This window comes from Natronotalea proteinilytica, assembly GCF_055379935.1.
In genome coordinates this window covers 2673988-2696484 of record NZ_AP043947.1, presented here as the reverse complement: position 1 = coordinate 2696484, position 22497 = coordinate 2673988, and the positions used below count along the sequence as shown (strand labels likewise).

At 58.2% G+C, this 22497-nt stretch carries 15 protein-coding genes and 1 tRNA gene; all 16 read left to right on the top strand.

From position 1 onward, the window contains the following. Positions 1 to 56: 56 nt before the first annotated feature. The 16 genes from ACZ5AL_RS10815 to ACZ5AL_RS10740 all read left to right on the top strand — a co-directional run bounded on the left by ACZ5AL_RS10815 (position 57) and on the right by ACZ5AL_RS10740 (position 21801). Positions 57 to 129 (top strand) — tRNA-Trp (locus ACZ5AL_RS10815). A gap of 70 nt (positions 130 to 199) precedes the next feature. Continuing rightward, positions 200 to 379, top strand: a complete 180-nt coding sequence (gene secE, locus ACZ5AL_RS10810) for a preprotein translocase subunit SecE (protein ID WP_464510385.1) — start codon at positions 200 to 202, stop codon at positions 377 to 379. 118 nt (positions 380 to 497) lie between these two features. Next, positions 498 to 1037 carry a transcription termination/antitermination protein NusG gene (gene nusG / locus ACZ5AL_RS10805; RefSeq protein WP_464510384.1) on the top strand — a complete coding sequence of 180 codons (540 nt, stop codon included), beginning with the start codon at positions 498 to 500 and terminating at the stop codon, positions 1035 to 1037. A 152-nt stretch (positions 1038 to 1189) separates the two neighbouring features. Next, on the top strand, positions 1190 to 1624 hold the full coding sequence (gene rplK, locus ACZ5AL_RS10800) for a 50S ribosomal protein L11 (RefSeq protein ID WP_464510383.1): 435 nt from the start codon (positions 1190 to 1192) through the stop codon (positions 1622 to 1624). 128 nt (positions 1625 to 1752) lie between these two features. Continuing rightward, positions 1753 to 2463: a 50S ribosomal protein L1 gene (rplA, locus tag ACZ5AL_RS10795; RefSeq protein WP_464510382.1), complete on the top strand. Its 711-nt coding sequence runs from the start codon at positions 1753 to 1755 to the stop codon at positions 2461 to 2463. A gap of 59 nt (positions 2464 to 2522) precedes the next feature. Next, positions 2523 to 3065: a 50S ribosomal protein L10 gene (rplJ, locus tag ACZ5AL_RS10790; protein ID WP_464510381.1), complete on the top strand. Its 543-nt coding sequence runs from the start codon at positions 2523 to 2525 to the stop codon at positions 3063 to 3065. A 157-nt stretch (positions 3066 to 3222) separates the two neighbouring features. Beyond that, positions 3223 to 3606, top strand: coding sequence for a 50S ribosomal protein L7/L12 (rplL, locus tag ACZ5AL_RS10785; RefSeq protein WP_464510380.1), 384 nt, complete (start codon positions 3223 to 3225; stop codon positions 3604 to 3606). 503 nt (positions 3607 to 4109) lie between these two features. Beyond that, entirely contained in the window at positions 4110 to 7970 is a 3861-nt protein-coding gene (gene rpoB / locus ACZ5AL_RS10780) for a DNA-directed RNA polymerase subunit beta (RefSeq protein WP_464510379.1), read from the top strand. A gap of 111 nt (positions 7971 to 8081) precedes the next feature. Next, positions 8082 to 12389: a DNA-directed RNA polymerase subunit beta' gene (gene rpoC, locus ACZ5AL_RS10775; protein ID WP_464510378.1), complete on the top strand. Its 4308-nt coding sequence runs from the start codon at positions 8082 to 8084 to the stop codon at positions 12387 to 12389. 370 nt (positions 12390 to 12759) lie between these two features. Beyond that, a complete protein-coding gene (locus tag ACZ5AL_RS10770; protein ID WP_464510377.1) occupies positions 12760 to 13536 on the top strand; it encodes a DUF92 domain-containing protein in 777 nt (258 codons plus the stop codon). Positions 13537 to 14210: 674 nt separating this feature from the next. Beyond that, the gene (locus ACZ5AL_RS10765; protein WP_464510376.1) at positions 14211 to 15581 is read left to right on the top strand and encodes a dicarboxylate/amino acid:cation symporter; all 1371 of its coding nucleotides are present in this window, start codon (positions 14211 to 14213) and stop codon (positions 15579 to 15581) included. A 6-nt stretch (positions 15582 to 15587) separates the two neighbouring features. Then, positions 15588 to 17132: a tetratricopeptide repeat protein gene (locus tag ACZ5AL_RS10760; protein WP_464510375.1), complete on the top strand. Its 1545-nt coding sequence runs from the start codon at positions 15588 to 15590 to the stop codon at positions 17130 to 17132. A 5-nt stretch (positions 17133 to 17137) separates the two neighbouring features. Continuing rightward, positions 17138 to 18970: a sodium:solute symporter family protein gene (locus ACZ5AL_RS10755; RefSeq protein WP_464510374.1), complete on the top strand. Its 1833-nt coding sequence runs from the start codon at positions 17138 to 17140 to the stop codon at positions 18968 to 18970. A 121-nt stretch (positions 18971 to 19091) separates the two neighbouring features. Continuing rightward, complete coding sequence (locus tag ACZ5AL_RS10750) at positions 19092 to 19736, top strand: LON peptidase substrate-binding domain-containing protein (protein WP_464510373.1); 645 nt, start codon at positions 19092 to 19094, stop codon at positions 19734 to 19736. A 965-nt stretch (positions 19737 to 20701) separates the two neighbouring features. Continuing rightward, on the top strand, positions 20702 to 21547 hold the full coding sequence (locus tag ACZ5AL_RS10745) for an MBL fold metallo-hydrolase (RefSeq protein ID WP_464510372.1): 846 nt from the start codon (positions 20702 to 20704) through the stop codon (positions 21545 to 21547). Between the two features lie 26 nt (positions 21548 to 21573). Beyond that, a complete protein-coding gene (locus tag ACZ5AL_RS10740; protein WP_464510371.1) occupies positions 21574 to 21801 on the top strand; it encodes a histidine kinase dimerization/phospho-acceptor domain-containing protein in 228 nt (75 codons plus the stop codon). Positions 21802 to 22497 lie beyond the last annotated feature (696 nt).

Here is a 22497-nt window from a genome sequence, read left to right as displayed (position 1 = left end):
TTCGTGTACCGCACGCAGCGAACAATTTGGGAGGAGCCTCGTGCATCCTCCCCCACACGGGTGTAGCTCAATTGGCAGAGCAGCGGTCTCCAAAACCGCCGGTTGCGGGTTCAAGTCCTGCCACCCGTGCATTTTCGTGTTTCTTTCTCGCAGGGCCTACGTTCGGGCGCCTGCGATCGTTAACGAGCCTGCCTACGCTATGAAATGGATTCGTGATTACATACAGGACGTCGTGTCCGAAATGAAAAAAGTGAGCTGGCCAAGCCGCGATGAGCTCATCAGCAGCACGCTAATTACGCTGCTAGGAACGGTCATGATCTCTGGGTTCATTTTTGTGGCGGACCAGATTATCAGCACCATTATGGAGATGATCTATTAATCTCTCAACAGGCTCTCCGAGTCTGATTCCTTGGGACGCTTGTCCCAAGAGAGCGCATCGCCCAGCTCAATCTGTCACGTATCAACCCCACCCTCCTTCTATGCCCGGCGGAAACGACATGAAAAAATGGTTTGTGCTCCGTACCTTCTCGGGGCATGAAAAGAAAGTGCGTCGTTTCCTGGAAAGCGAAATGGAACGGTTAGACCTTGAGGACCTGGTTGATGAGGTGCTTATCCCTACCGAGACGGTCTTTGAGATGCGCGGCGGCAAGAAAAAGACGAAAGAAAAGACCTTCTTTCCAGGATACATTCTGCTGCATGCCACCATGACCGACCGGTTGCAGCATATGGCTACGGGGCTTCCCTCGGTGATCGGATTTCTAACCTCCGGTACAGGCGACGACCCGACCCCTCTGCGTCCTGACGAGGTGCAACGCATCTTAGGGCGGATGGACCGCGCTGAAGAAATGGGCGAGCAGCCTGAAATTCCCTTCAAGGTGGGCGACCCTGTCAAAGTAGTTGATGGGCCGTTCGATAGCTTCAATGGCTTTGTGGAGGAGGTCTACCCCGAAAAAATGAAAGTGCGGGTAATGGTCTCTATCTTCGGGCGGAAAACGCCGGTGGAGCTCGATTATCTGCAGGTCGAACACGACGAATAGTTTTGTACATGCCGCACAGGCTTTATCTGGGTGGCTTATAGCACGGCGGAGTTGCTGACGCACAGCAGGGTCCGCCGTTTGTTCTGCATCCTCGATACTTTTACCAACGCATTGGCGGGAGCCGCATTGGCGTCTGAACCGCCCCAACTGTTATGGCTAAGCAAGTAAATACACAGATTAAACTGCAGATCAAAGCAGGACAAGCAAACCCTGCCCCCCCCATTGGTCCTGCACTGGGGCAACATGGTGTGAACATCATGGAGTTCTGCAAAAAGTTCAACGCCGAAACCCAAGACCAGATGGGGCTGCTGCTCCCGGTCGTGATCACGGTCTACATGGACCGGTCGTTCGACTTTATCGTCAAGAGTCCACCAGCCTCTGTGCTGCTGAAAGAAGCGGCAGGCATTGAGAGCGGCGCCGGAGACCCTCTGCGCCAGAAAGTGGCTGATGTGTCGTGGGATGACTGCCGCGCTATTGCAGAGCGGAAGATGGAGGACCTGAACGCACACACGATTGAGCAAGGCGCGCACATGATCGCAGGAACGGCCCGTTCGATGGGGATTACCGTTAGCGATAAGCCCGAGTAACGCTACGTTGCTGCGCAACAGCCAACCCGGCACGTCGTGCGCGACAAGTTGGTGTGATCTGAACGTATCTTTTGAACATGCGGGAGCCTGCTTGTGTAGGCGTACGAACCGCATAACCCCCTAATTTTATGGCAAAACGAGGAAAACGATATACCGACGCGAATGCGCTTCTTGAAGAGGAGTCATCGCCGTCTACGCTGAACGAAGCGGCTGCGCTGGTGAAGAAGACCGCCACTGCTGGCTTTGACGAATCCATCGACCTGGACTTACGTCTTGGGGTTGATCCCCGACATGCCGATCAGATGGTGCGGGGCGCGGTTGTGCTTCCGCATGGGACCGGCAAAGAAACAGTGGTGCTGGTGCTTGCCAACGAAAGCAAACAGGCCGAAGCCGAAGAAGCTGGTGCCGATTATGTGGGCCTCGACGAGTACGTTGAGCGCATTCAGAACGAGAACTGGCTGGATTTCGACGTGGTAATTGCGACGCCCGATGTGATGGCCCAAGTGGGACGTCTCGGGCGTATTCTTGGACCGCGTGGCCTGATGCCGAATCCTAAAAGCGGCACCGTTACCATGGATGTGGCCGCAACTGTTGACGAAGTGAAGTCCGGCAAGATCGAGTTCCGCGTAGACAAGCACGGCAACCTGCACACATCCATCGGCAAAGCGTCGTTTTCTGAAGATGACCTTGCAGAAAATGCGCAAGCGTTCCTGAAAGAAGTGATGCGCCTGCGTCCGGTGTCGGCCAAAGGGCTGTACATTCGGTCGGCCACGCTTTCAGCAACCATGGGGCCCCCCGTTGAGGTCGATCGCAGCACCGTACTTGCTGCTACGCGCTAACGGGCATGCATGGCCTGCCGCCACCCTCTGGTTCTCACGTTTCTGGATATCCTTTTGTTATGCCTCTTTCCCGTGCAAAAAAAGCCGAGATCATCGACGATCTGGGCGAACGATTTGAATCAACCCCGATCATTTACTTGACCAACTTTGCGGGGCTTACGGTTGAGCAAACCAATGAGCTGCGTGCTCGCTTCCGCGAAGCCGATGTCGAGTACACGGTCTGCAAAAACACCTTGGCGCAGATTGCGCTCGATCAGGTCGAAAATAGTGACATTGAAGTGCTCGCTGAGCACTTTTCCGGACCTACCGCTGCGGCCTTTAGCGATGATCCTGCTAAGCCGGCGCGGGTCCTCAAAGATTTTCTGGATGATGCCGATGTAGAACGTCCCGAACTAAAGGTGGCCTACATTGAAGGCACCCTTTACGAAGGAGCCGACGCACTTGATGAGCTTTCGAAGCTGAAGTCGCGCGAAGAACTCATTGGCGACATCGTTGGACTGCTGATGGCCCCGTCGCAAAACATTGCGGGTGCTCTTACAGGTCCTGCCAGTACGCTGGCCGGTGCCATCCAGAGCATGGCCGAAGGCGAAGACGATGCATAACGCATCGGGCGTCTTTGTCCTCTTGCATGTGCAGCTGTTATGCTGTCATGTACCAACGCATGCATGTTCGCATGCTACCCTCTCGTTATCCCCTTAATGTGCAGCGCAGTGCCCTCTTCACCGGGTGCACAGACCGCTGCAGGAATCTGATACTCTTATGGCAGACATTCAAGAACTCGCTGAACAACTCGTTGGCCTCACGATCAAAGAAGCCAGCGAACTTGCAAATTACCTCGAAGAAGAATACGACATCAAACCTGCTTCTGCAGGCGTAGCGGTTGCTGCTCCGGGTGCTGGCGGTGGCGACGGCGCCGACGGTGGCGAAGAGCAAACCGAATTTGACGTGGTCCTGACGGGCGTAAGCGGTAACAAAATTGCCGTGATTAAGGAAGTACGCTCCATAACAGGACTTGGCCTCAAAGAAGCCAAAGCAGTGGTGGATGAAGCTCCAAGCCCGGTCAAGGAAGGCCTGCCACGCGAAGAAGCCGACGAGCTGAAAGCACAGCTCGAAGATGCAGGTGGTGAGGTTGAACTGAAATAACCCCACTAGATGCCCGAGAAACGGCATCGACCATACAGATTGACGCTAGACTGTAGCGCAATCTGACGACTCAGTCGCCAAGAGCCGACCCGTTTAGGGTGGGCTCTTGGTGTTCGATTGCAATGGAGCAAAGCTGCTCCACCCCGTTATATTGTATGGATTGTGTGTTAAGAATTGGCGCCGAAACAACGGTATAGAGCGGTCGTACCCTTGTTTGCTATGCTCCAAGGATCTATCACAATCCCTATGGTGGAGCCTGCGAGACGCGCGGCGAATCCTTCCTGTGGACGAACGCACTCTTGGTATTGCAGCTTCTGTCGCCTTTACACCTTCCGTATTCCGTACTGCGTGCCCTTCGCACCCGGATGAGCGGCCCCATATCTGCTGCATGGCTGCTATGTGCCTGCCTGCGGGCACCTGTTCGTCTGCCACTGTAACCCGCGTTTATCACCCATTGCACGCTTGCGTGTATTCCCCAACTGTTTGAGGAGTTTACCCCGCTTATGCCCACTCTGCTTAACGGCAATATCGTTACGAACGGCCATCTGGAAAAGCCTGCCGAGCGTGAATCGTTCGCCCGCATTCCAGCTGTCTGGGATTATCCTGACTTTTTGGACATCCAACTGAAGTCGTTTCATGACTTCGTGCAAGACGATGTCCCACCCGAAGATCGTGAAAACGAAGGCCTGCAGGAAGTCTTTAACGAGCACTTCCCCATCCAGGATAGCCGTGAACGCTACACACTTGAGTTTGTCAAGTACGGCCTCGATGCCCCCAAGCATACCATTGAGGAGTGCATCGCACAAGGCCTCACCTTTTCAGTCCCGCTGAAGGCTACTCTGCGCCTCTCTAGCAAAGAAGAGGACGGCGACGATGAGGCCATTGAAGCCATCGAGCAGGAGGTGTACCTAGGTACCCTTCCGTTCATGACCGACCGTGGTACGTTCGTGGTTAATGGTGCAGAACGCGTAATCGTTGCGCAGTTGCACCGGAGTCCCGGCCTCTTCTTCGGGACGGATGTGCACTCGAATGGGACACAACTCTACTCGGCCCGCGTGATTCCTTTCCGGGGCTCGTGGATGGAGTTCTCAACCGATATCCGCAACGTGTTGTGGGCATATATTGATCGTAAAAAGAAGGTGCCCGTCACCACGCTGCTTCGTGCCCTTGGCGTCTCCTCCGATGACGAGATCATCCGTCTGTTTGATCTTGCCGACACGGTAGAGATCGGCAGCGAGGAGGAGTTTGAGGAGCACATCGATCGTGAGCTGGCTACGTCGGTGACGATCGAGCGCAAGATCGAAATTATTGACGAGGACACGGGCGAGGTCGTCGAAGAAGAGATCGAGCGCGAGGTGCTGCTTCCTGCCGAGCATACGCTTGAAGAGGAAGATTGGGAGTTGCTCGATGAGCACAATGTGGAGCGTATCTATCTGGTGCGCGAAGAGCGAGCCGAAGACGAGGACGATATGAGTACCCTCGTTGATACGCTCAAGAAAGATTCAACCCACAACGAAGAAGAGGCGTTGCGCGAAATCTACCGCCAGTTGCGCGGATCCGAAGCGCCTGATCTAGAGTCGGCCCGTAACGCGCTGGAGCGGCTTTTCTTCTCTGACAAGCGCTACGACCTTGGTGATGTAGGTCGTCACCGCATCAATAGCCGTCTGCGCATTGATGTGGATCCGGACACTACCGTGCTGACGCGCGACGATGTGGTCGGAATTGTGCGTGAGCTCATCAAGCTCAAAAATGGCAACAGTCCTGCCGATGACATCGACCACTTGAGCAACCGCCGCGTCAAGACGGTAGGCGAGCAGCTTGGGTCGCAGTTTTCGCTGGGGCTCGCTCGCATGTCGCGCACCATCAAGGAGCGCATGAATCTGCGGGATGCTGACAAGTTTACGCCTCAAGACCTGGTTAATGCCCGTACCATTTCGAGCGTGATCAACACGTTCTTTGGTACGAACCAGCTCAGCCAGTTCATGGACCAGACCAACCCGTTGGCTGAACTCACCAACAAGCGTCGTCTTTCGGCACTTGGACCGGGAGGTTTGACGCGTGAGCGGGCCGGGTTTGAGGTGCGCGATGTGCACTACACTCACTACGGGCGCTTGTGCCCCATTGAGACGCCAGAGGGACCCAACATTGGTCTGATTTCGTCGCTCTGTGTGCATGGCGTTATCAACGACTTCGGGTTTATCGAAACGCCGTATCGCGTGGTGAAAGATGGTATCGTTACCGAAGAGGTAGAATACCTCTCGGCCGATCAGGAAGACCATGCCATCATTGCACAGGCGAACGCCCCGATCGACCAAGACGGCAATTTCCAGACCGATCAGGTAACGTGCCGATACCGAGGCGATTTCCCAATTGTGCCGCCGGAAGAGGTCGAGTACATGGATGTCTCGCCCAATCAGATTGTGTCGCCCTCGGCCAGCCTGGTGCCCTTCCTTTCGCACGATGACGCCAACCGTGCGCTGATGGGATCGAACATGCAGCGCCAGGGCGTGCCGCTCTTGCGTAGCGATTCGCCCATCGTGGGTACCGGTCTTGAAGGCCGTGCTGCTAAAGACTCGCGAGCCGTTATTGTGGCCGAAGGGAAAGGCGAAGTCGAATACGTAGATGCCGAGCGGATTGTCGTGCGCTACGAGGAAGATGCCGCCAAAGACGACCTCACATTTGGTGAGCCGGTGCGCGAGTACAAGCTTACCAAGTTCCGCCGTACCAACCAAGACACCTGCATGAACCAAAAGCCCATCGTGCAAGTGGGCGACAAAGTGGAAGACGGTACGGTTATGACCGAAGGATTCGCTACGGAGAAAGGCGAGCTTGCACTCGGCAAGAACGTGCTCTGTGCGTTTATGCCCTGGCACGGGTACAACTTTGAGGATGCCATCGTAATTAGCGAGCGCCTCGTGGCCGACGACGTGTACACCTCGGTGCACATCGAGGAGTTCGAGCACGAAGTGCGCGATACGAAGCGTGGCGAAGAAGAGCTTACCCGTGAGATCCCCAACGTCTCGGAGGAGGCCACGAAGGACCTCGACGAGCGCGGTATCATCCGCGTTGGTGCCGAGGTAACCCCGGGCGATATTATCGTAGGGAAGATTACGCCTAAGGGCGAAACCGATCCTACCCCCGAAGAGAAATTGCTGCGCGCTATCTTTGGCGACAAGGCTGGCGACGTAAAAGACGCCTCCCTGAAGGCCAAGCCCGGTATGGATGGGGTCGTGATTGACACGAAACTGTTCAGCCGTCGCCAGCTTGATCCGGCCTCCAAGAAAATGGAGGAGAAGCGTTTAGAAGCGATTGAAAAGCGTCACGAGCGCGAGGTGGCCGACCTGAACAGCCGGTTCTGGGACAAGTTCTTCCATCTCGTTGGTGGAAAAAGCACCGGCGGCATTGAAGATCGAGAAGGCAATGTGGTGCTGACGGAAGGCGCCGAGCTGACCCGCGATGCGCTGAGCGATGTGGAGCCTGACGCGCTCAGTACCAAGACAGCGTTCACCGACAACGATGACCTCAACGAGAAGGTGGCTACGCTGCTGCGCAACTACAAGGTGCGCCGCCGCAAAGTTGATGGCAAAGCCAAGCGCCAAGAACACCAGGTTGAAATGGGCGACGAATTGCCCGCGGGCATCGTGCAGATGGCCAAGGTGTATGTGGCGCGCAAACGCAAAATTTCGGTGGGCGACAAGATGGCCGGGCGCCACGGTAACAAGGGCGTCATCGCCAAAATTGTCCCCGTCGAAGATATGCCCCACCTTGAAGACGGAACGCCGGTAGACATTGTCTTGAATCCGCTCGGGGTGCCGTCGCGGATGAACCTCGGTCAGATTTACGAGACGCTTCTGGGCTGGGCGGGCGACAAGCTCGGTAAGAAGTTCGCCACGCCTGTGTTCGATGGCGCCACGATGGACGACATTGCCGACAAGCTCGAAGAGGCTGGCTTGCCACGCGACGGGAAGGCCCAGCTTATTGACGGGCAGACCGGAGAGCCGTTCGACGAGAAAACCACGGTGGGCCAAATCTACATGATGAAGCTCAGCCACCTTATCGACGACAAGATGCACGCACGTTCGATTGGGCCGTACAGCCTCATCACGCAGCAGCCCCTGGGCGGAAAAGCTCAGTTTGGCGGCCAGCGGCTCGGGGAGATGGAGGTGTGGGCGCTCTACGCCTACGGCGCCTCCCATACGCTGCAAGAGATGCTCACCTACAAGTCGGACGATGTGCAAGGACGTTCGCGCGCTTACGAGTCGATCGTGAAAGGCAAGAACATGCCGTCGCCCAACGTCCCCGAGAGCTTCAACGTGCTCATTCGCGAGTTGCAGGGGCTTGGGCTTGAGGTCAACCTCGACTAATCCCCGTGTGCATTGCCTGCCGGGTCGGGGCCGTACCTCGCCAACGACCCGGCAGCCCCAATGCGGCTTGGCACGTATCGCCATTCGCCACTCTCAAACTGCTTACGCTACATGCCTTACGGAAATACGAAGGACATCGACAAAGACTTCGACAAGATCTCCATCAACCTGGCTTCTCCAGAGGACATTCTGGAGCGGTCGTACGGAGAGGTGTTGAAGCCAGAGACCATCAACTACCGGTCGTTTAAGCCGGAGATGGGCGGTCTCTTCTGCGAAAAAATCTTTGGCCCGGTCAAAGACTATGAGTGCCACTGTGGCAAATACAAGCGCATCCGCTACAAAGGCATTATCTGCGACCGGTGTGGCGTAGAGGTGACCCGCAAAGCGGTGCGGCGTGAACGCATGGGCCACATTAAGCTCAGCGTTCCCGTGGTTCACATCTGGTACTTCAAAACGCTGCCCAACAAAATTGGCCACCTGCTTGGGCTGAAGTCCAAAGACCTGGAGAAGGTCATCTACTACGAGCAGTACATTGTTATCCAGCCCGGCACAGCCAAACGCCTGGGAGTAGAAGAGAACCAACTGCTCACCGAAGAAGAGTACTTCAACATCCTTTACCAGATTCGGGAGGACAACAACCGCCTGCCCGATGAGGACCCCGAGAAGTTTATTGCGATGATTGGGGGCGAGGCCGTTGAAACGATGCTCAAGCGGCTGGATCTGCCCACCCTCGCGCAAGAGCTGCGCTACCAGGTCAAGACCGAAACAAGCCAACAGCGCAAAGCCAAAGCGCTGAAACGTCTGAACGTCGTGCAAGGCTTCATCGACGCGAACGAGCGCATCGAGAACCGTCCGGAGTGGATGGTCATGCGCGTGATTCCGGTTATTCCGCCGGAGCTGCGCCCCCTCGTGCCGCTCGATGGGGGACGCTTTGCCACAAGCGACCTAAACGACCTGTACCGGCGCGTTATCATTCGCAACAATCGCCTGAAGCGCCTGATCGACATCAAAGCGCCTGAGGTGATTCTGCGCAATGAGAAGCGGATGCTGCAAGAGGCGGTGGACTCTCTCTTTGACAACAGCCGTAAATCCAATTCGGTGCGCGGCTCCTCGAACCGTCCGCTGAAGAGCCTCAGCGACATGCTGAAAGGCAAGCAAGGGCGCTTCCGCCAGAACCTGCTTGGAAAGCGTGTTGACTACTCGGGCCGTTCGGTCATTGTAATTGGACCCGACCTGGAACTGCACCAGTGCGGTATTCCGAAGGAGATGGCCGTTGAGCTCTTTAAGCCGTTTATCATACGCCGCCTTATTGAGCGCGGCATTGTGAAGACGGTGAAGAGCGCGAAGAAGTATGTGGAGCGACGTACTGCAGCGGTGTGGGACATCCTGGAGAAAGTGATTCAGGGACGCCCCGTGCTGCTGAACCGTGCACCTACGCTGCACCGCCTCGGCATTCAGGCGTTCCAGCCGGTGCTTACTGAAGGGAAAGCCATTCAGCTGCACCCGCTGGTCTGTACCGCCTACAACGCCGACTTCGACGGTGACCAGATGGCTGTGCACGTACCGCTTTCGCACGAGGCCTGCCTTGAAAGCATGATTCTCATGCTGAGCAGCCACAACATTTTGAGTCCAGCCAACGGGTCGCCCCTCACTGTGCCCACCCAGGACATGATTCTGGGCCTCTACTACATGACGAAGGCCAGAAACGGGGAGAAAGGCGAAGGACGCCGGTTTGCGTCGGTAGAAGAGGTGCGCCAGGCCTATGACCAGGACATTGTAGCTACCCATGCGAAAATTGAGCTGCGTAGCCCCGATGATCCGACCGAAATTTTGGAGACGACGGTAGGCCGTGTGCTCTTCAACGAGATCGTTCCAGCGGGCGTGCCGTTTGTGAACGAGGTGCTCACGAAGAAAAACATGCGCCCGATTATTTCGCGCATCCTGAAAACGGCAGGCTTCAAAGAGACCGCCGAGTTCTTGGATGCAATGAAGCGATTGGGCTTTGGCCGCTCTACCACCTCAGGCATTACGTTCTCGCTGTCCGACATTGTCGTTCCCGACAAGAAGGAGGAACTGGTCGAAGATGCCAACGCCGAGGTCGAGAAGGTCCGGTCTAACTACGAAATGGGCTTTACGACCGACAGTGAACGCTACAACCAGGTCATTGACATCTGGACGCAGACGAACAACCGCGTTTCTGAAGTGCTGTTTGAAACGCTGAAAGAGCACCGCGAAGGATTCAACGCCATTTACATGATGGCCGACTCGGGGGCGCGTGGCTCGAAAGAGCAGATCCGTCAGTTGGGCGGAATGCGTGGTCTTATGGCCAAGCCGCAGAAAAACGTCGGAGAAGGCGGCGGCGAAATCATTGAGAACCCCATCCTCTCGAACTTCAAAGAGGGGCTCTCTGTGCTGGAGTACTTCATCTCCACCCACGGGGCGCGTAAGGGACTGGCCGATACCGCGCTGAAAACGGCTGATGCTGGGTATCTAACCCGTCGTCTGGTCGATGTGTCGCAAGATGTGACCATCACCGAGCATGACTGCGGCACCCTCCGCGGCATCGAGATCTCGGCGCTCACCGACAACGACGAAGTGGTGGTGCCCCTTAGCAAACGCCTGTTTGGTCGCGTGACTGTGCACGACGTGTACGATCCGCAGACCGACGAGCTTATTGCTGAGGCGAATACCCTTATTGACGAACAGATCGCCAAGCGCATTGCCGAAACCTCGATTGAAGAGGTGGAGATCCGTTCGGTGCTCACTTGCGAGTCGGAGAAAGGCGTATGTACGCTGTGCTACGGCCGCAACCTGGGTACCGATCGCATGGTCGAGGTTGGCGAATCAGTTGGTGTGGTGGCTGCGCAGTCGATTGGCGAGCCGGGCACCCAGCTTACGCTGCGGACGTTCCACATTGGAGGAGCCGCCAGCGCGGTCGCATCCGAAAGCACGCTGCAGGCGAAGTCTGGAGGCGAGGTCGCCTTCAATAACCTGCGGACGGTTTCGTACGACGATGGCAGCGGCCCGTCGGAAATTGTGCTGACGCGTCAAGGCGAGATCGTGATTCTCGACGAGGATGGACGCGAGCAAAATACGCACGTGGTTCCGTACGGCGCCGAGCTCATGGTTGAAGAAGGCCAGGACATCGAGAAAGGCGATGTGATGGTGACCTGGGATCCGTACAACAGCGTCATCCTCTCAGAGGTCGATGGCGAGGTGGAGTACGAAGACATGATGGAAGGCACCACCTACCGCGAAGAGACCGACGAGCAAACGGGCCACAAAGAGAAGGTCATTACCGAAAGCCGCAAGCGTACCGTCACACCGGCGGTTATTGTGCGCATTGACGAGGAAGACGAGCGGGAGTACAACATGCCGGTGCAGGCCCGCATCCAGGTTGATGCCGGTGAAACGGTACAGGCTGGTCAGGTGCTGGCTAAGATTCCGCGTCAGACCGTCAAGCAGAGCGACATTACGGGTGGTTTGCCACGCGTAACGGAACTCTTCGAAGCGCGTACCCCGTCGGATCCCGCCGAGGTGAGCGAGATCGACGGCATCGTCAGCTTTGGCGATCGTAAGCGCGGCAAGCAAGAGGTGATCGTGTCTAGCCGCGACGACGAGATGACGAAGACCTACATGGTCTCGCTCTCGAAGCACATGCTGGTGCACGAGAATGACTTTGTGCAAGCCGGTGACCCGCTCTCCGACGGGACCATTGCCCCCCACGATATCCTCAAGATTAAAGGGCCGCGTGCGGTGCAAGAGTACCTGCTGAACGAAATTCAGGAGGTGTACCGTCTGCAGGGCGTCGAGATTGACGACAAGCACATCGAGGTGGTTGTCCGTCAGATGATGAAGCGCGTCAGCATTGTGGAGACAGGCGATACGCACTTCCTCGAAGAGGATGTCGTAGACCGCCACAAGATGGCCCGCGTCAACGACGACCTGCACGACAAGTTTGTGGTTACCAACCCAAGCAGTTCCAGCAAGGTCAAGATCGGCGAGATCGTGAGCCGTCGCCGTCTGCGCGAACTCAACTCCGAGTTGAAGCGTGCAGACGAACCCGAAATCGAGGTGCGCGAGGCGCGTCCTGCTGTGGGGCGCCCCGTACTCTTGGGGATTACGAAAGCTGCACTGGCCACCGACTCGTTCGTGTCGGCAGCGTCCTTCCAGGAGACCACCAAGGTGCTCACCAACGCCGCCATTCAGGCCAAGGAAGATCCGCTCTATGGACTGAAAGAAAACGTGGTGGTAGGCCATCCGATTCCCGCCGGAACCGGACAGCGCGAATTCCGCGACATCGTGGTCGGCTCGAAGTCCGAGCTCGAAGAGCTGCAAGCAGCCATCGGTGGCAACGGCTCTGCGGGTGACGGTGCACCCACGAAGGAAGAGCTGGAGTCGTCTGTGAAGACCGAGTAGACGCCAGCTGACGTTTTGGTATGTCGCACTACGCCCCGTCATCTTCAGCGATGGCGGGGCGTCTGTGCGTTTTGTAGCGGCGAAGTGTGCTGCTACGAGAGACGGGGATTTTGTTACGTCTGCAGGTCATCCTGACGCCGCCAGTCGGATAGACCTCAGCGTCACCCAAGCAGGCTCGGCACGCATCGAGACGGACGAGTGGACGCTCTGCGTCCGACGTAACGCCCCGAGGTAGAGAAACCAGATGGTGTATTGGAGACGTTGGTGCATTGTCACAAGAGCGCAATAGTGGTGTGTCACAGCAATAGCTCGAAGGAGCACAGGGGAACTGCACCTCCACATAACCCAAACGATAAAACCTGAAAGCCTCATGACTCCACTCGATCTGATCTGGATAGCAAGCCTGGGTGGGGGTATTGCCGCCCTGGTGCGTTATGCAGGTTGGTTCACATCTGCCGGGGCGCTGACGGGCGGACTCTTTGGCGCGCATGCGGTAGTTGTGGGTGGTCTAGATTGGGTCGTCCCGCTCGCCGTGTTTGTGGCCTCTGGCAGTGTGATGAGCCGGATGAAGGTCGCCACCGCCACGATTGTGAATACCGACACGCGTCCACGAACCGCGATGCAGGTGTTGGCCAATGGCGGATGGGCGTGGGCCGCGCTTGCACTGATGCCGTGGGCAGGAGCCGAATGGATGTATCCGGTGTACGTAGGGAGTCTGGCCGCGGCCACAGCCGACACCTGGGGCACCGAGGTGGGCACACGCTGGCACACCCGCGCCTGGTCGCTGCGCAGCGGTACATGGGTGGCAGCCGGTACATCGGGGGCCGTGTCGGGGTCTGGCACGGCAGCCAGTCTTGTCGGGGCTGGCATCATCGCGGCGTTCGGAGCCGTCCTTGGACCGCTTTCGTGGGACGGAGCTGCATGGGTCGCACTCGGGGGATTGATCGGCAGCATAGCTGATAGCGTGCTGGGGGCTTACGGACAGGCGCAGTACGCAGATCAACAAGACGAGATCTGGCACGACGAACCCACCACCTCAAGCGAGGCCCCAGTGTATGGCACGCGCTACCTCACCAACAGCGGTGTGAATGCCATCGCCACACTAATTGGTGCGGTATGGGCTGGAGCATGGAGCTGGATCATGTAATAGCGACTGTGCGATCAGTTGGCATGGCTCTATCCATGCCCTTCACCCTCACCACCCCACTCTCGTGGCGATGCTCCGTACCTGTTTAGCGTGGTACAATGACCGTCCGGGATATCCGCACCCCAGGAGTACTCGGTCGCGGTGCTCCCAGCGCTTCGCTCCTGATCCCGGGCTACAGAACGGGGCGATGTGAGCAAAATCCATAGCCGGAGACCGCTTGCGTCCCCGGCGATCAGGAAGCACGCCGCTAAACACGTACATGCTCCGCGTCGCCACGCACGGTTGGACGCTCCAGCGTTCACAGCCCTGGCCCCTGGCATTCCCGTTGGACGCAGAGCGTCCATTTCTACGTCGCGACGCAGAGCATCGCGGCGAGGGGCGCCTTCGGCGATCTCATGCCGTTGATTGGGCAGATGCATCCGGCCTGATGACATGAGATTGCACTCCAAGAGCACTTCCTCCCTGCGGTCGGGGCGCGTCGCTCCGCTCGCAATGACAAGGGGGTAGGTTTTTCACCAAGCAAAGGGCAAGGTCACCGGCGAGGAAGCGCACGCAACCACAGATCTTCGCAGCCCATGTCAAAATTTTGGAGCGCGCTTGTTTTACGGAGCGCGCATCCGTTTCTTATGCGGATGTGAATGCTTCGCTAGTCGTTCCCAACCCCTGCACCTTGCATGCCCTGGTATAAAAAGCTGCACTGGCAAATCCTCATCGGCCTCGTTCTGGGTTTGATCTATGGCGTCATCGGCGCCGCTCTGGGATGGGAGCAGTTCACCAATCACTGGGTGGCCCCCTTTGGCACCATCTTTCTAAATGCGCTGCAACTCATTGCCATGCCGCTCATCCTGGCCTCGCTCGTGGTGGGTGTGGCGTCGCTGGCGGATCTGAACAAGCTTTCGCGCATCGGCGGAAAGACGCTGGGGTTATACATTCTGACGACCACCATTGCTCTGATTGTGGGCCTGGCGCTTGTCAATACGCTACAGCCCGGCAGCGCAGTCCCCGAGGAGATGCAGGTGCAGCTCGAAGAAACCTACAGCGCCGATGTGGATGAGCGTGAAGCCTTTGCCGAAGAGGCGGCTGATCGCGGTCCCCTGCAGCCACTCGTAGATATGGTGCCGTCGAACTTCTTCGAGTCGGCCTCCGACAACAGCAACATGCTGCAGATCGTGTTTGTGGCCTTCTTTATCGGACTCGGCCTGCTGCTCATCCCCGGCGAGCAATCGAGGGCGCTACTGGACTTCTTCGAGAGCCTGAACGCGCTTATCATCAAGCTGGTCGAGATCATCATGCTCACCGCGCCCATCGGCGTGTTCGGACTTCTGGCCGACGCCATCGTGTCGATTGCGGCGGATAGTCCCACGCAGCTCGCTCCGCTCCTGGGAGCGCTGGGCTACTACACGCTTGTGGTGGCTATTGGCCTGCTCATCATGATGCTCGTGGTGTATCCGCTGTTCATGAAGTTGTTTACCCCCAAACCCATCACCTCGTACTTCAAGGCCATCTTTCCAGCCCAGTTGGTGGCTTTCTCGACCTCGTCGAGCGGCGCCACCCTGCCAGTTACCATGGAGGTCAGCGAAAAGAATCTGGGCGTGTCAAAAGAGATCTCCTCCTTTGTGCTTCCGCTGGGGGCCACCATCAACATGGACGGCACGGCGCTCTATCAGGCGGTGGCTGCCGTCTTTATCGCGCAGGTGATCGGGCTCGATCTAACCATGGCGCAGCAACTCAACATTGTGCTGATTGCGGTGCTGGCATCCATTGGCACCGCTGGCGTGCCCGGCGCGGGGATTATCATGCTGGTCGTGATTCTCGAATCGGTGGGCGTACCCAGCGCAGGCATTGCGCTCATCCTCGGCGTTGATCGTCCGCTCGACATGCTGCGCACCGTGAACAACATCACAGGCGACACCATGGTAGCCTCCGTTGTGGCCGAAAGCGAGGGCGACCTTCGCGATGTGGACGAAGGCATGTACGTGGGGCTAGGCGATGACGGGACACTCGTGTCGCCGTCGGCTGAGGCGCCTGCTTCTGAAACAGCGTAACGCGTCATGATCCGCTCTATTGTTTGGATGGCCATCGGGCTGTTGGTATGGGGAGACGCAGCGTGGGCGCAGGATCGCACGGCGCCTCCCCCTACCGAAATGGTGCTACTGGCTCATAGCGATCCGGCGCTGCACCACATCGAGGCGACGCACACCGCGCTGCACCGCTATCGCCTGGAGGTGGCCGAGGCGCATCTCGATACGCTGGCCGCGCAAGCCGATGGCTATTGGGCGGCCCCGCACGGACGGGCGTTGGTGGCGCTCTTTCAGGCATTTATGACTGAGGAAGAGACCTATTTCGAACAGGTAGAAGCCCACGCCGATGCGCTGCTCGACGCCCTCGACCGCGCCCCCGATTCAAGCAATCCGTGGGTGGCGCACATGGAGGGCGAGGCTGAGCTGATGCGCGCCCTTGTGGCCGGGCGAGAAGGGCGCAACATCCGGGCAGCATGGCGCGCCCGCTCGGCGTTTCGCACGCTACGCCGCAATGCCGAACGCCACCCCGACTTTGCCGAAAGCCGTCTGGGCGTCGGACTCGTGCGATACGTCATTGGCGTGCTACCGGGCCGCTATCAGCGGGTGCTGCGTATTGTGGGGTTTCAGGGGGATGCAGAACAGGGGCTGGCCGATCTGCAGCAGGCGGCCACCGAAAGCACAGTCAACGCCCCCTTTGCCGAGGCTGCTCTTGGGATTGTGCGCAACGCTGTAGAGCGCGACACCGAGGCAGCCGTTCCGCACATCGCCTCCGTCTACGAGCAGTACCCCGACAGTCCGCTCTGGGCCTACGTGTATGGCTTTGTGCTGCTGGAAAACCGGGAGGTGGACACTGCGGAAACGGTCCTCGATGAGGGGCTTCGCCAGGTTGAGGCCGGGGCCACGCCCGTGTCCTTTCTGCACTTCTTTCAGGGGCGGTTGCAGTTTGCTCTGGAGAATCACGCAGCTGCCCAGGAGGCGCTACGCACCTACATTAGTACACACAAAGGCGACGCGCTGATGCCGCCCGCACATCTCTATCTGGGGCTGGCTACCGAATGGGAAGACGGCTGGGAGGCGGCCACATCGTATTACCAGCAGGTGGCCGATGAGCGGGAGTTCGACGAAGACGCTGCACTGGAACGCTGGGCTCAGCGGCGCCTGCAAGGGCCCATGTCCGACACCGAGCGCGCCCTGCTTGCAGCCCGCAACGCGTTCGACTCTGCCCGATACGACACCGCCATCGAACGCCTTGAAGCCCTCCTCGATGCCAACGACTTGTCGCGCGACCAGCGCGCCGAGGCGCACTACCGGATGGGTCGCGTGCATCAGGCGCAAGCCGAGTACGAGGCGGCTCGCTCGCATTACACCGCTGCCTACAACACTGCCGACCCCGATGCCGACACGCAGTGGGGCGCCTGGTCGTGGTATTACCTCGGCACGGTGTATCGGGTGCAGGGGCAGACGGAGGAGGCCATCGACGCGTTTAACAAAGCGCTGGATTGGCCCACGCCCTACGATTATCACGAAGGTCTGCATCAAGCCGCCCGCGTTGCCCTCTCTCGCCTCAACCCCTAGCGCACATGCATTGGATTGACGGGCTTATCATTGTCGCCTACTTGGTTGGCGCGCTGGCGCTGGGCGCATACCTCTCGCGGCGAGCCTCGCAGTCGGTCGAGGACTTCTTCATCTCGGGACGGTCCCTGCCGTGGTGGCTGGCCGGCACGTCAATGGCGGCCACCACCTTTTCGATTGATACGCCGCTCTACGTAGCTGGTGTCGTAGGCGAGCGCGGCATTGCAGGCAACTGGGAGTGGTGGGCCTTTGGCGTTGGACACGTAGCGCTGATTTACATTTTTGCACGGCTCTGGCGCCGCAGCGAGGTCGTAACCGATGCCGAACTCATCGAGATGCGATACGGCGGGCGTCCGGCAGCTATTCTGCGCGTGGTAAAAGCGTTTCTTTTCGCGGTGCCTATCAACTGCATCGGCATTGGGTACATTATGCTTGCCGCCCTGAAGGTGATGGAGGCGCTTTCGTTCTGGGAGCTGATGGGCATTCCCACCGATGTGCCCGTGCTGGGCATGGATCCGAAGATGTTCTCGGTGCTGGTGTTGCTGGTGTTTGTGCTGCTGTACGCGGGGCTCTCGGGACTGTGGGGCGTGGTAGCTACCGATTTTGTGCAGTTCGTGCTGGCACTGGCAGGCGCTATTTTGGTCGCCTGGTTTGCCATTCGAAGTCCAGAAGTCGGTGGCCTGCAGGGACTCGTCACACAGGCGCAGGACGTCACCGATTTCGATGTGCTGGCTTTCGTTCCGTTTGAAATCGGATGGAGCGATGGGTTGCGCGTGGGGTGGAGTGCCTTTGCTGGGATCTCCGCATCCACGTTTTTTGCGTACGTGTTCGTGCAGTGGTGGACGTTCCGACGTTCCGATGGCGGCGGTGAGTTCATTCAGCGTCTGGCGGCCTCGCGCGATGAACAGAACGCCGAGTGGGCCGCCTGGCTCTTCAACATCATGCACTACGTCATTCGCACCTGGCCGTGGGTGCTCGTGGCGCTGGCCGCATTGGTCATCTACCCCGACCTCGACGATCCCGAGATGGGGTACCCCAAGCTCATGCTCGACTACCTGCCCGTGGGGGTGCTGGGGCTGGCTGTGGCCTCGCTGCTGGCCGCGTTCATGAGCACCGTCTCTACCCAGATTAACTGGGGCGCCTCCTACCTGACGCACGACGTGTACGCCCGCTTCATGCGGCCCGAAGCCAGTCAGAGCGAGTTGGTGCTGGCCGGACGCATAGCATCGGTGCTGATTGCGACGCTGGGCGGCGTGGCGGCCTTTTATGCAGAAAGTGTCGCGGCGGTCTTTCAGCTCGTTATTGCTATTGGCACGGGCCCGGGCGTGGTGCTCATTCTGCGCTGGTTCTGGTGGCGCATCAACGCGTGGGCCGAGCTTTCAGCGATGTGTGCCGGCTTCTTGATTGGCCTGACTACGACTCTGTATCCCGGACTGATGATCGACGACTTTGGGCTGCGGCTGGGTGCCATCACGCTGATTACCGGCGCCATCTGGATCACAGTGATGTACGCCACCGCTCCCGAATCGCCCGAGACGCTGCGCCGCTTCTACCGGATGGCGCGTCCCGGTGGGCCCGGCTGGATCCGGCAGCGCGAAGAAACCGGCGTGATGCCCTCAGCCTCGTTGCGCCGGAGTGTGCTGAGTACGGTGGCGGCGGTGGGACTGCTCTTCGGAATCATGTTTGCTGTTGGAGGCGCGTTGCTGCTGCGTCCGGGCGTGGCCCTTGGGTGCTCCGTTGTGGCGCTTGCTTCGGGCTACATGCTCTACCGGCAACGCCAGGCCGCCCCGCCCCCCGTGCCGGTATCCGATGCCGCCAACGACAAGTCGCCCCCCGACTGATTCGATGCGCCGAGAGCGCAGAAAAGAACAGGCTTTGCACACTCCAGACAAGCAGCACGGAAACACCCATTTTAGGCTATAGGTTCACGACACGCTACCTTTTTTCAAGCCAATCCGTGCCATGGCATCCACGATCGATGACTTACCGCTTTTTCCGCTAGGGCTGGTGCTCTACCCAAACGAGACGGTTCCGCTTCACATCTTTGAAGAGCGCTACAAAGACCTGATGGCGTTTTGCACCACCCACGAGGTGCCCTTCGGCATCGTCCTGTCCGAGGACGACCGCATTGCTTCGGTAGGATGCACAGCCCACATCCAGCGCATCCTGAAACGGTATGAGAACGGGAGCGCCGATCTAATCGCTGAGGGCGACGAACGCTTTCAAATCAACGAGGTGTTCGACGATCGCGCCTCCTACTACACAGCAGACGTAACCCTCCTCAGCGAGACCCCTGATCCTGCAGATGAGTCGCTGCGCGAGCGGATGATTACCCAGCATATGAAACTCCTGGAGCTGGCCGGACGCACCGTGCGCCCCGGCCTGTACCAGACCAACGACCGTCTCTCGTTCGTGCTGGCCCAAAACGCAGGGCTATCGCTGGAGCAAAAACAGGAGGTGCTTCAATTGCACAGCGAAGCCGAGCGGGTGCGCTACCTCGTCAATCACTTTGAACGGCTCATTCCTGAGATTGAAGAGCAAGAGGATGTGCAGCGGCGCGTGAAGTCGAACGGACACTTCAAAGATTTTCCGCCCGAGGATGTGTAGGTGCTGTGCCACAGTTGAAAGTTAGGGTCCAAAATTGTCATCGCGAGGAGGGAGCCCTGCGACTGACGCGGCGCTGTGAGCGCTAGCGAACGAGTGCTCCTGGGGTGCGATCTCATGCCCTCGAACTGGGCGGTGCTGCTCGACTTGATAGCACGAGATTGCGTCGCTGCGCTCGCAATGACATGATTGTGAGTTATTCTCGGTACGTATAGGTGGCCATGTGTTACCCGAAGATTGACCTGTGACACAGCAGTAGGTGCTATGTAACAGCTGAAAGTTAGGGTATGGAGTGGACTCGCGTCGAAACATCTCCTCGGCGCTCAGCAGCTACTGGCAAACCAACGGGCCCTGCTCAGTTCGTAGGAGATCTTTACTCACTGCGTTCGTCAGTCGCTCCGCTCGTGTCAGGACTCCGCGTCTCCTAGACGGAGCCGCTCCGCTCAAGATGACAACGTTAAAATGGGGCGTGTTGCAACACAACCATTGATTTGTGACACAACAGTAAGTGACCTCAACAATGGTTTTGGGGATTGCCGGATGGATTCCCCTCCATCCTACCCTTCCTCCCCGAGGAGGAAGGAACCGTAGAAGGGGTTCCTCAAGTCCCCCTCAGAGGAGGGGGATTTAGGGGGAGGGATTCCGTAGAGCCATATAGATCAAATACTTATGTGAAGCGTGGTGCCGTACGAATGAGAGCGTGTATTAAGAATATCTGGGCGCACATGATGCCGCTTTGAAACGCACAAAACCCCAACTTCGTGCCTGTCTTTACTTAGTGCTGTGTCACACCTGAATCCTGGGGTGGATCATGAGCTATCAACGCTTCTAGTCATCCCAGGCTACGGAACGATGCGATGTCAGGCAAACCTATAGCCGGAGATGCGACCTTCAGAATCACGTACCCCCGTTGGTCGTTTACAGTCCAAACCGACCCTGCCCGTTTTCTTCACTGGCTCCACCGACGCATGATTGAATGCGGTCCCTACACCCTCACCTTGCTGGAAACCGGACGCTTTAAACTCGATGGCGGAGCCATGTTTGGGATTGTGCCCAAGCCGTTGTGGGAGCAACGCATTCCCGCCGATGACCAGAACCGCATCGAACTGGCTATGCGCTGCCTGTTGATCGAGAGTCCAGACCGCTGTATCGTGGTGGATACCGGCATCGGCACGCACTTTTCTGAAAAAGAGCAATCGATTTTCGGGATCGACCACAGCACGCACACGCTCACGGGCAGCCTCAAAGACGCAGGGGTATCCACCGATGATGTCACCGATGTGGTGTTTACGCATCTGCACTTTGACCATAGCGGCGGAGCGGTGGTTCGTCGTGGGGAGCAGCTGGTCCCCCAGTTCCCGAACGCTACCCATCATGTGCAACAACGCCACTGGAAGGCCGCGCGGGCGCCGAATCCCAAAGAACAAAACTCATTTCGAGATGCGATTCTCGACCCGCTGGCGGACCAGGTGCGCTGGACGTTCCACGATGGACCCGGCACCCTCGGCCCGGGCATCCACCTACACGTTGTAGACGGACACACGCGCGCACAGCAGATGGTGCGCATTACCCACGATGCGCACACGTTCGTGTATGTGGGCGATCTGTTGCCCACGCACCATCATGCCGGTCCGGCCTGGACGATGGCCTACGATATTGACCCGCTGCAGACCATTGACGAGAAGGCAGGGTTCTTGCAGAAAGCACATGACAACGAGTGGACGCTCCTCTTTGAGCACGATCCCGATGTGTCGATGGGATCGGTGCGTAAAAGTGAACGAGGATGGACCATTGCTCCTGAGTTGACCGCCTAAGCCTGTTTACCAGAGCCCGTTTCCCCATGGAATCGAACGACCCTGACGAATTGCGCGACACGCTGAGCGAAATTTTGCACGACCTGAACAACCCGTTGTCTATCATCCACGGAAACGCTCAGTTTCTGATGGAGGTGACCGATGAGGATGCGGACACCGCCCAGATTCGGGAAGCACTACGCGACATCCACGATGCCACCAATGAGCTCTCTGCCCGCCTCCGCCGCCTTGAAGACGTACGCGACGAACTGTAGGGCTGTGACACAGCTGATTGTTAGGGTATGAGGACCGTGCCAACCTCTGTGTCCCCCAAAAAACCTGTCATGGTGAGCACGCGACGGGCCCAGCCCGGAGCACGCCGAACCATCTCCCCGACGCTCAGCAGGCTCTGATCGATCGAGTGGCCCTGCCCAGTTCGTGGGAGATCTTTCGTGGGAGATCTTTACTCACTGCGTTCGTCAGTCGCTACGCTCGTGTCAGACTCCGCGTCTCTTAGGCGGAGCAACCGCGTCTAGCAGGGTACGTGTTTAGCGACATACCACAGATCGCCGGGGACGCAAGCGGTCCCCGGCTATGGATTTGCTTACATTGCGCCGTTCCATAGCCCGGGATCAGGAGCGAAGCGCTGGGAGCACCGCGACCGAGTACTCCTGGGGTGCGGATATCCCGGGCGGTCACTCGTCGCGATGCTCTGCGTCCCCTTCTTTCCGGCTGCCACCGATAGATTAGGAGAACGTCACCTCATCCAGGCGACCCCGATATCCTCGGTGGCAATTGAGACGCCTCCCCGCTGTTTTGACATCCAACGTCATATCCATACGAACCTCGCCCGCAAGCACACGTTAGGGGAACATGTCCACCACAGCGAAGCAATAACGCGTGTTCAACACACCATTTGTTTAATAAAGCAGCCGGGCGCCCCTTGCATTTGAGCGAAGCGTTGCCTACCC

Excerpts from the sequence above, each read along its gene's own strand:
- secE (WP_464510385.1), top strand. The coding sequence starts at position 200 with ATGAAATGGATTCGTGATTACATACAGGACGTCGTGTCCGAAATGAAA.
- nusG (WP_464510384.1), top strand. The coding sequence starts at position 498 with ATGAAAAAATGGTTTGTGCTCCGTACCTTCTCGGGGCATGAAAAGAAA.
- rplK (WP_464510383.1), top strand. The coding sequence starts at position 1,190 with ATGGCTAAGCAAGTAAATACACAGATTAAACTGCAGATCAAAGCAGGA.
- rplA (WP_464510382.1), top strand. The coding sequence starts at position 1,753 with ATGGCAAAACGAGGAAAACGATATACCGACGCGAATGCGCTTCTTGAA.
- rplJ (WP_464510381.1), top strand. The coding sequence starts at position 2,523 with ATGCCTCTTTCCCGTGCAAAAAAAGCCGAGATCATCGACGATCTGGGC.
- rplL (WP_464510380.1), top strand. The coding sequence starts at position 3,223 with ATGGCAGACATTCAAGAACTCGCTGAACAACTCGTTGGCCTCACGATC.
- rpoB (WP_464510379.1), top strand. The coding sequence starts at position 4,110 with ATGCCCACTCTGCTTAACGGCAATATCGTTACGAACGGCCATCTGGAA.
- rpoC (WP_464510378.1), top strand. The coding sequence starts at position 8,082 with ATGCCTTACGGAAATACGAAGGACATCGACAAAGACTTCGACAAGATC.
- ACZ5AL_RS10770 (WP_464510377.1), top strand. The coding sequence starts at position 12,760 with ATGACTCCACTCGATCTGATCTGGATAGCAAGCCTGGGTGGGGGTATT.
- ACZ5AL_RS10765 (WP_464510376.1), top strand. The coding sequence starts at position 14,211 with ATGCCCTGGTATAAAAAGCTGCACTGGCAAATCCTCATCGGCCTCGTT.
- ACZ5AL_RS10760 (WP_464510375.1), top strand. The coding sequence starts at position 15,588 with ATGATCCGCTCTATTGTTTGGATGGCCATCGGGCTGTTGGTATGGGGA.
- ACZ5AL_RS10755 (WP_464510374.1), top strand. The coding sequence starts at position 17,138 with ATGCATTGGATTGACGGGCTTATCATTGTCGCCTACTTGGTTGGCGCG.
- ACZ5AL_RS10750 (WP_464510373.1), top strand. The coding sequence starts at position 19,092 with ATGGCATCCACGATCGATGACTTACCGCTTTTTCCGCTAGGGCTGGTG.
- ACZ5AL_RS10745 (WP_464510372.1), top strand. The coding sequence starts at position 20,702 with ATGATTGAATGCGGTCCCTACACCCTCACCTTGCTGGAAACCGGACGC.
- ACZ5AL_RS10740 (WP_464510371.1), top strand. The coding sequence starts at position 21,574 with ATGGAATCGAACGACCCTGACGAATTGCGCGACACGCTGAGCGAAATT.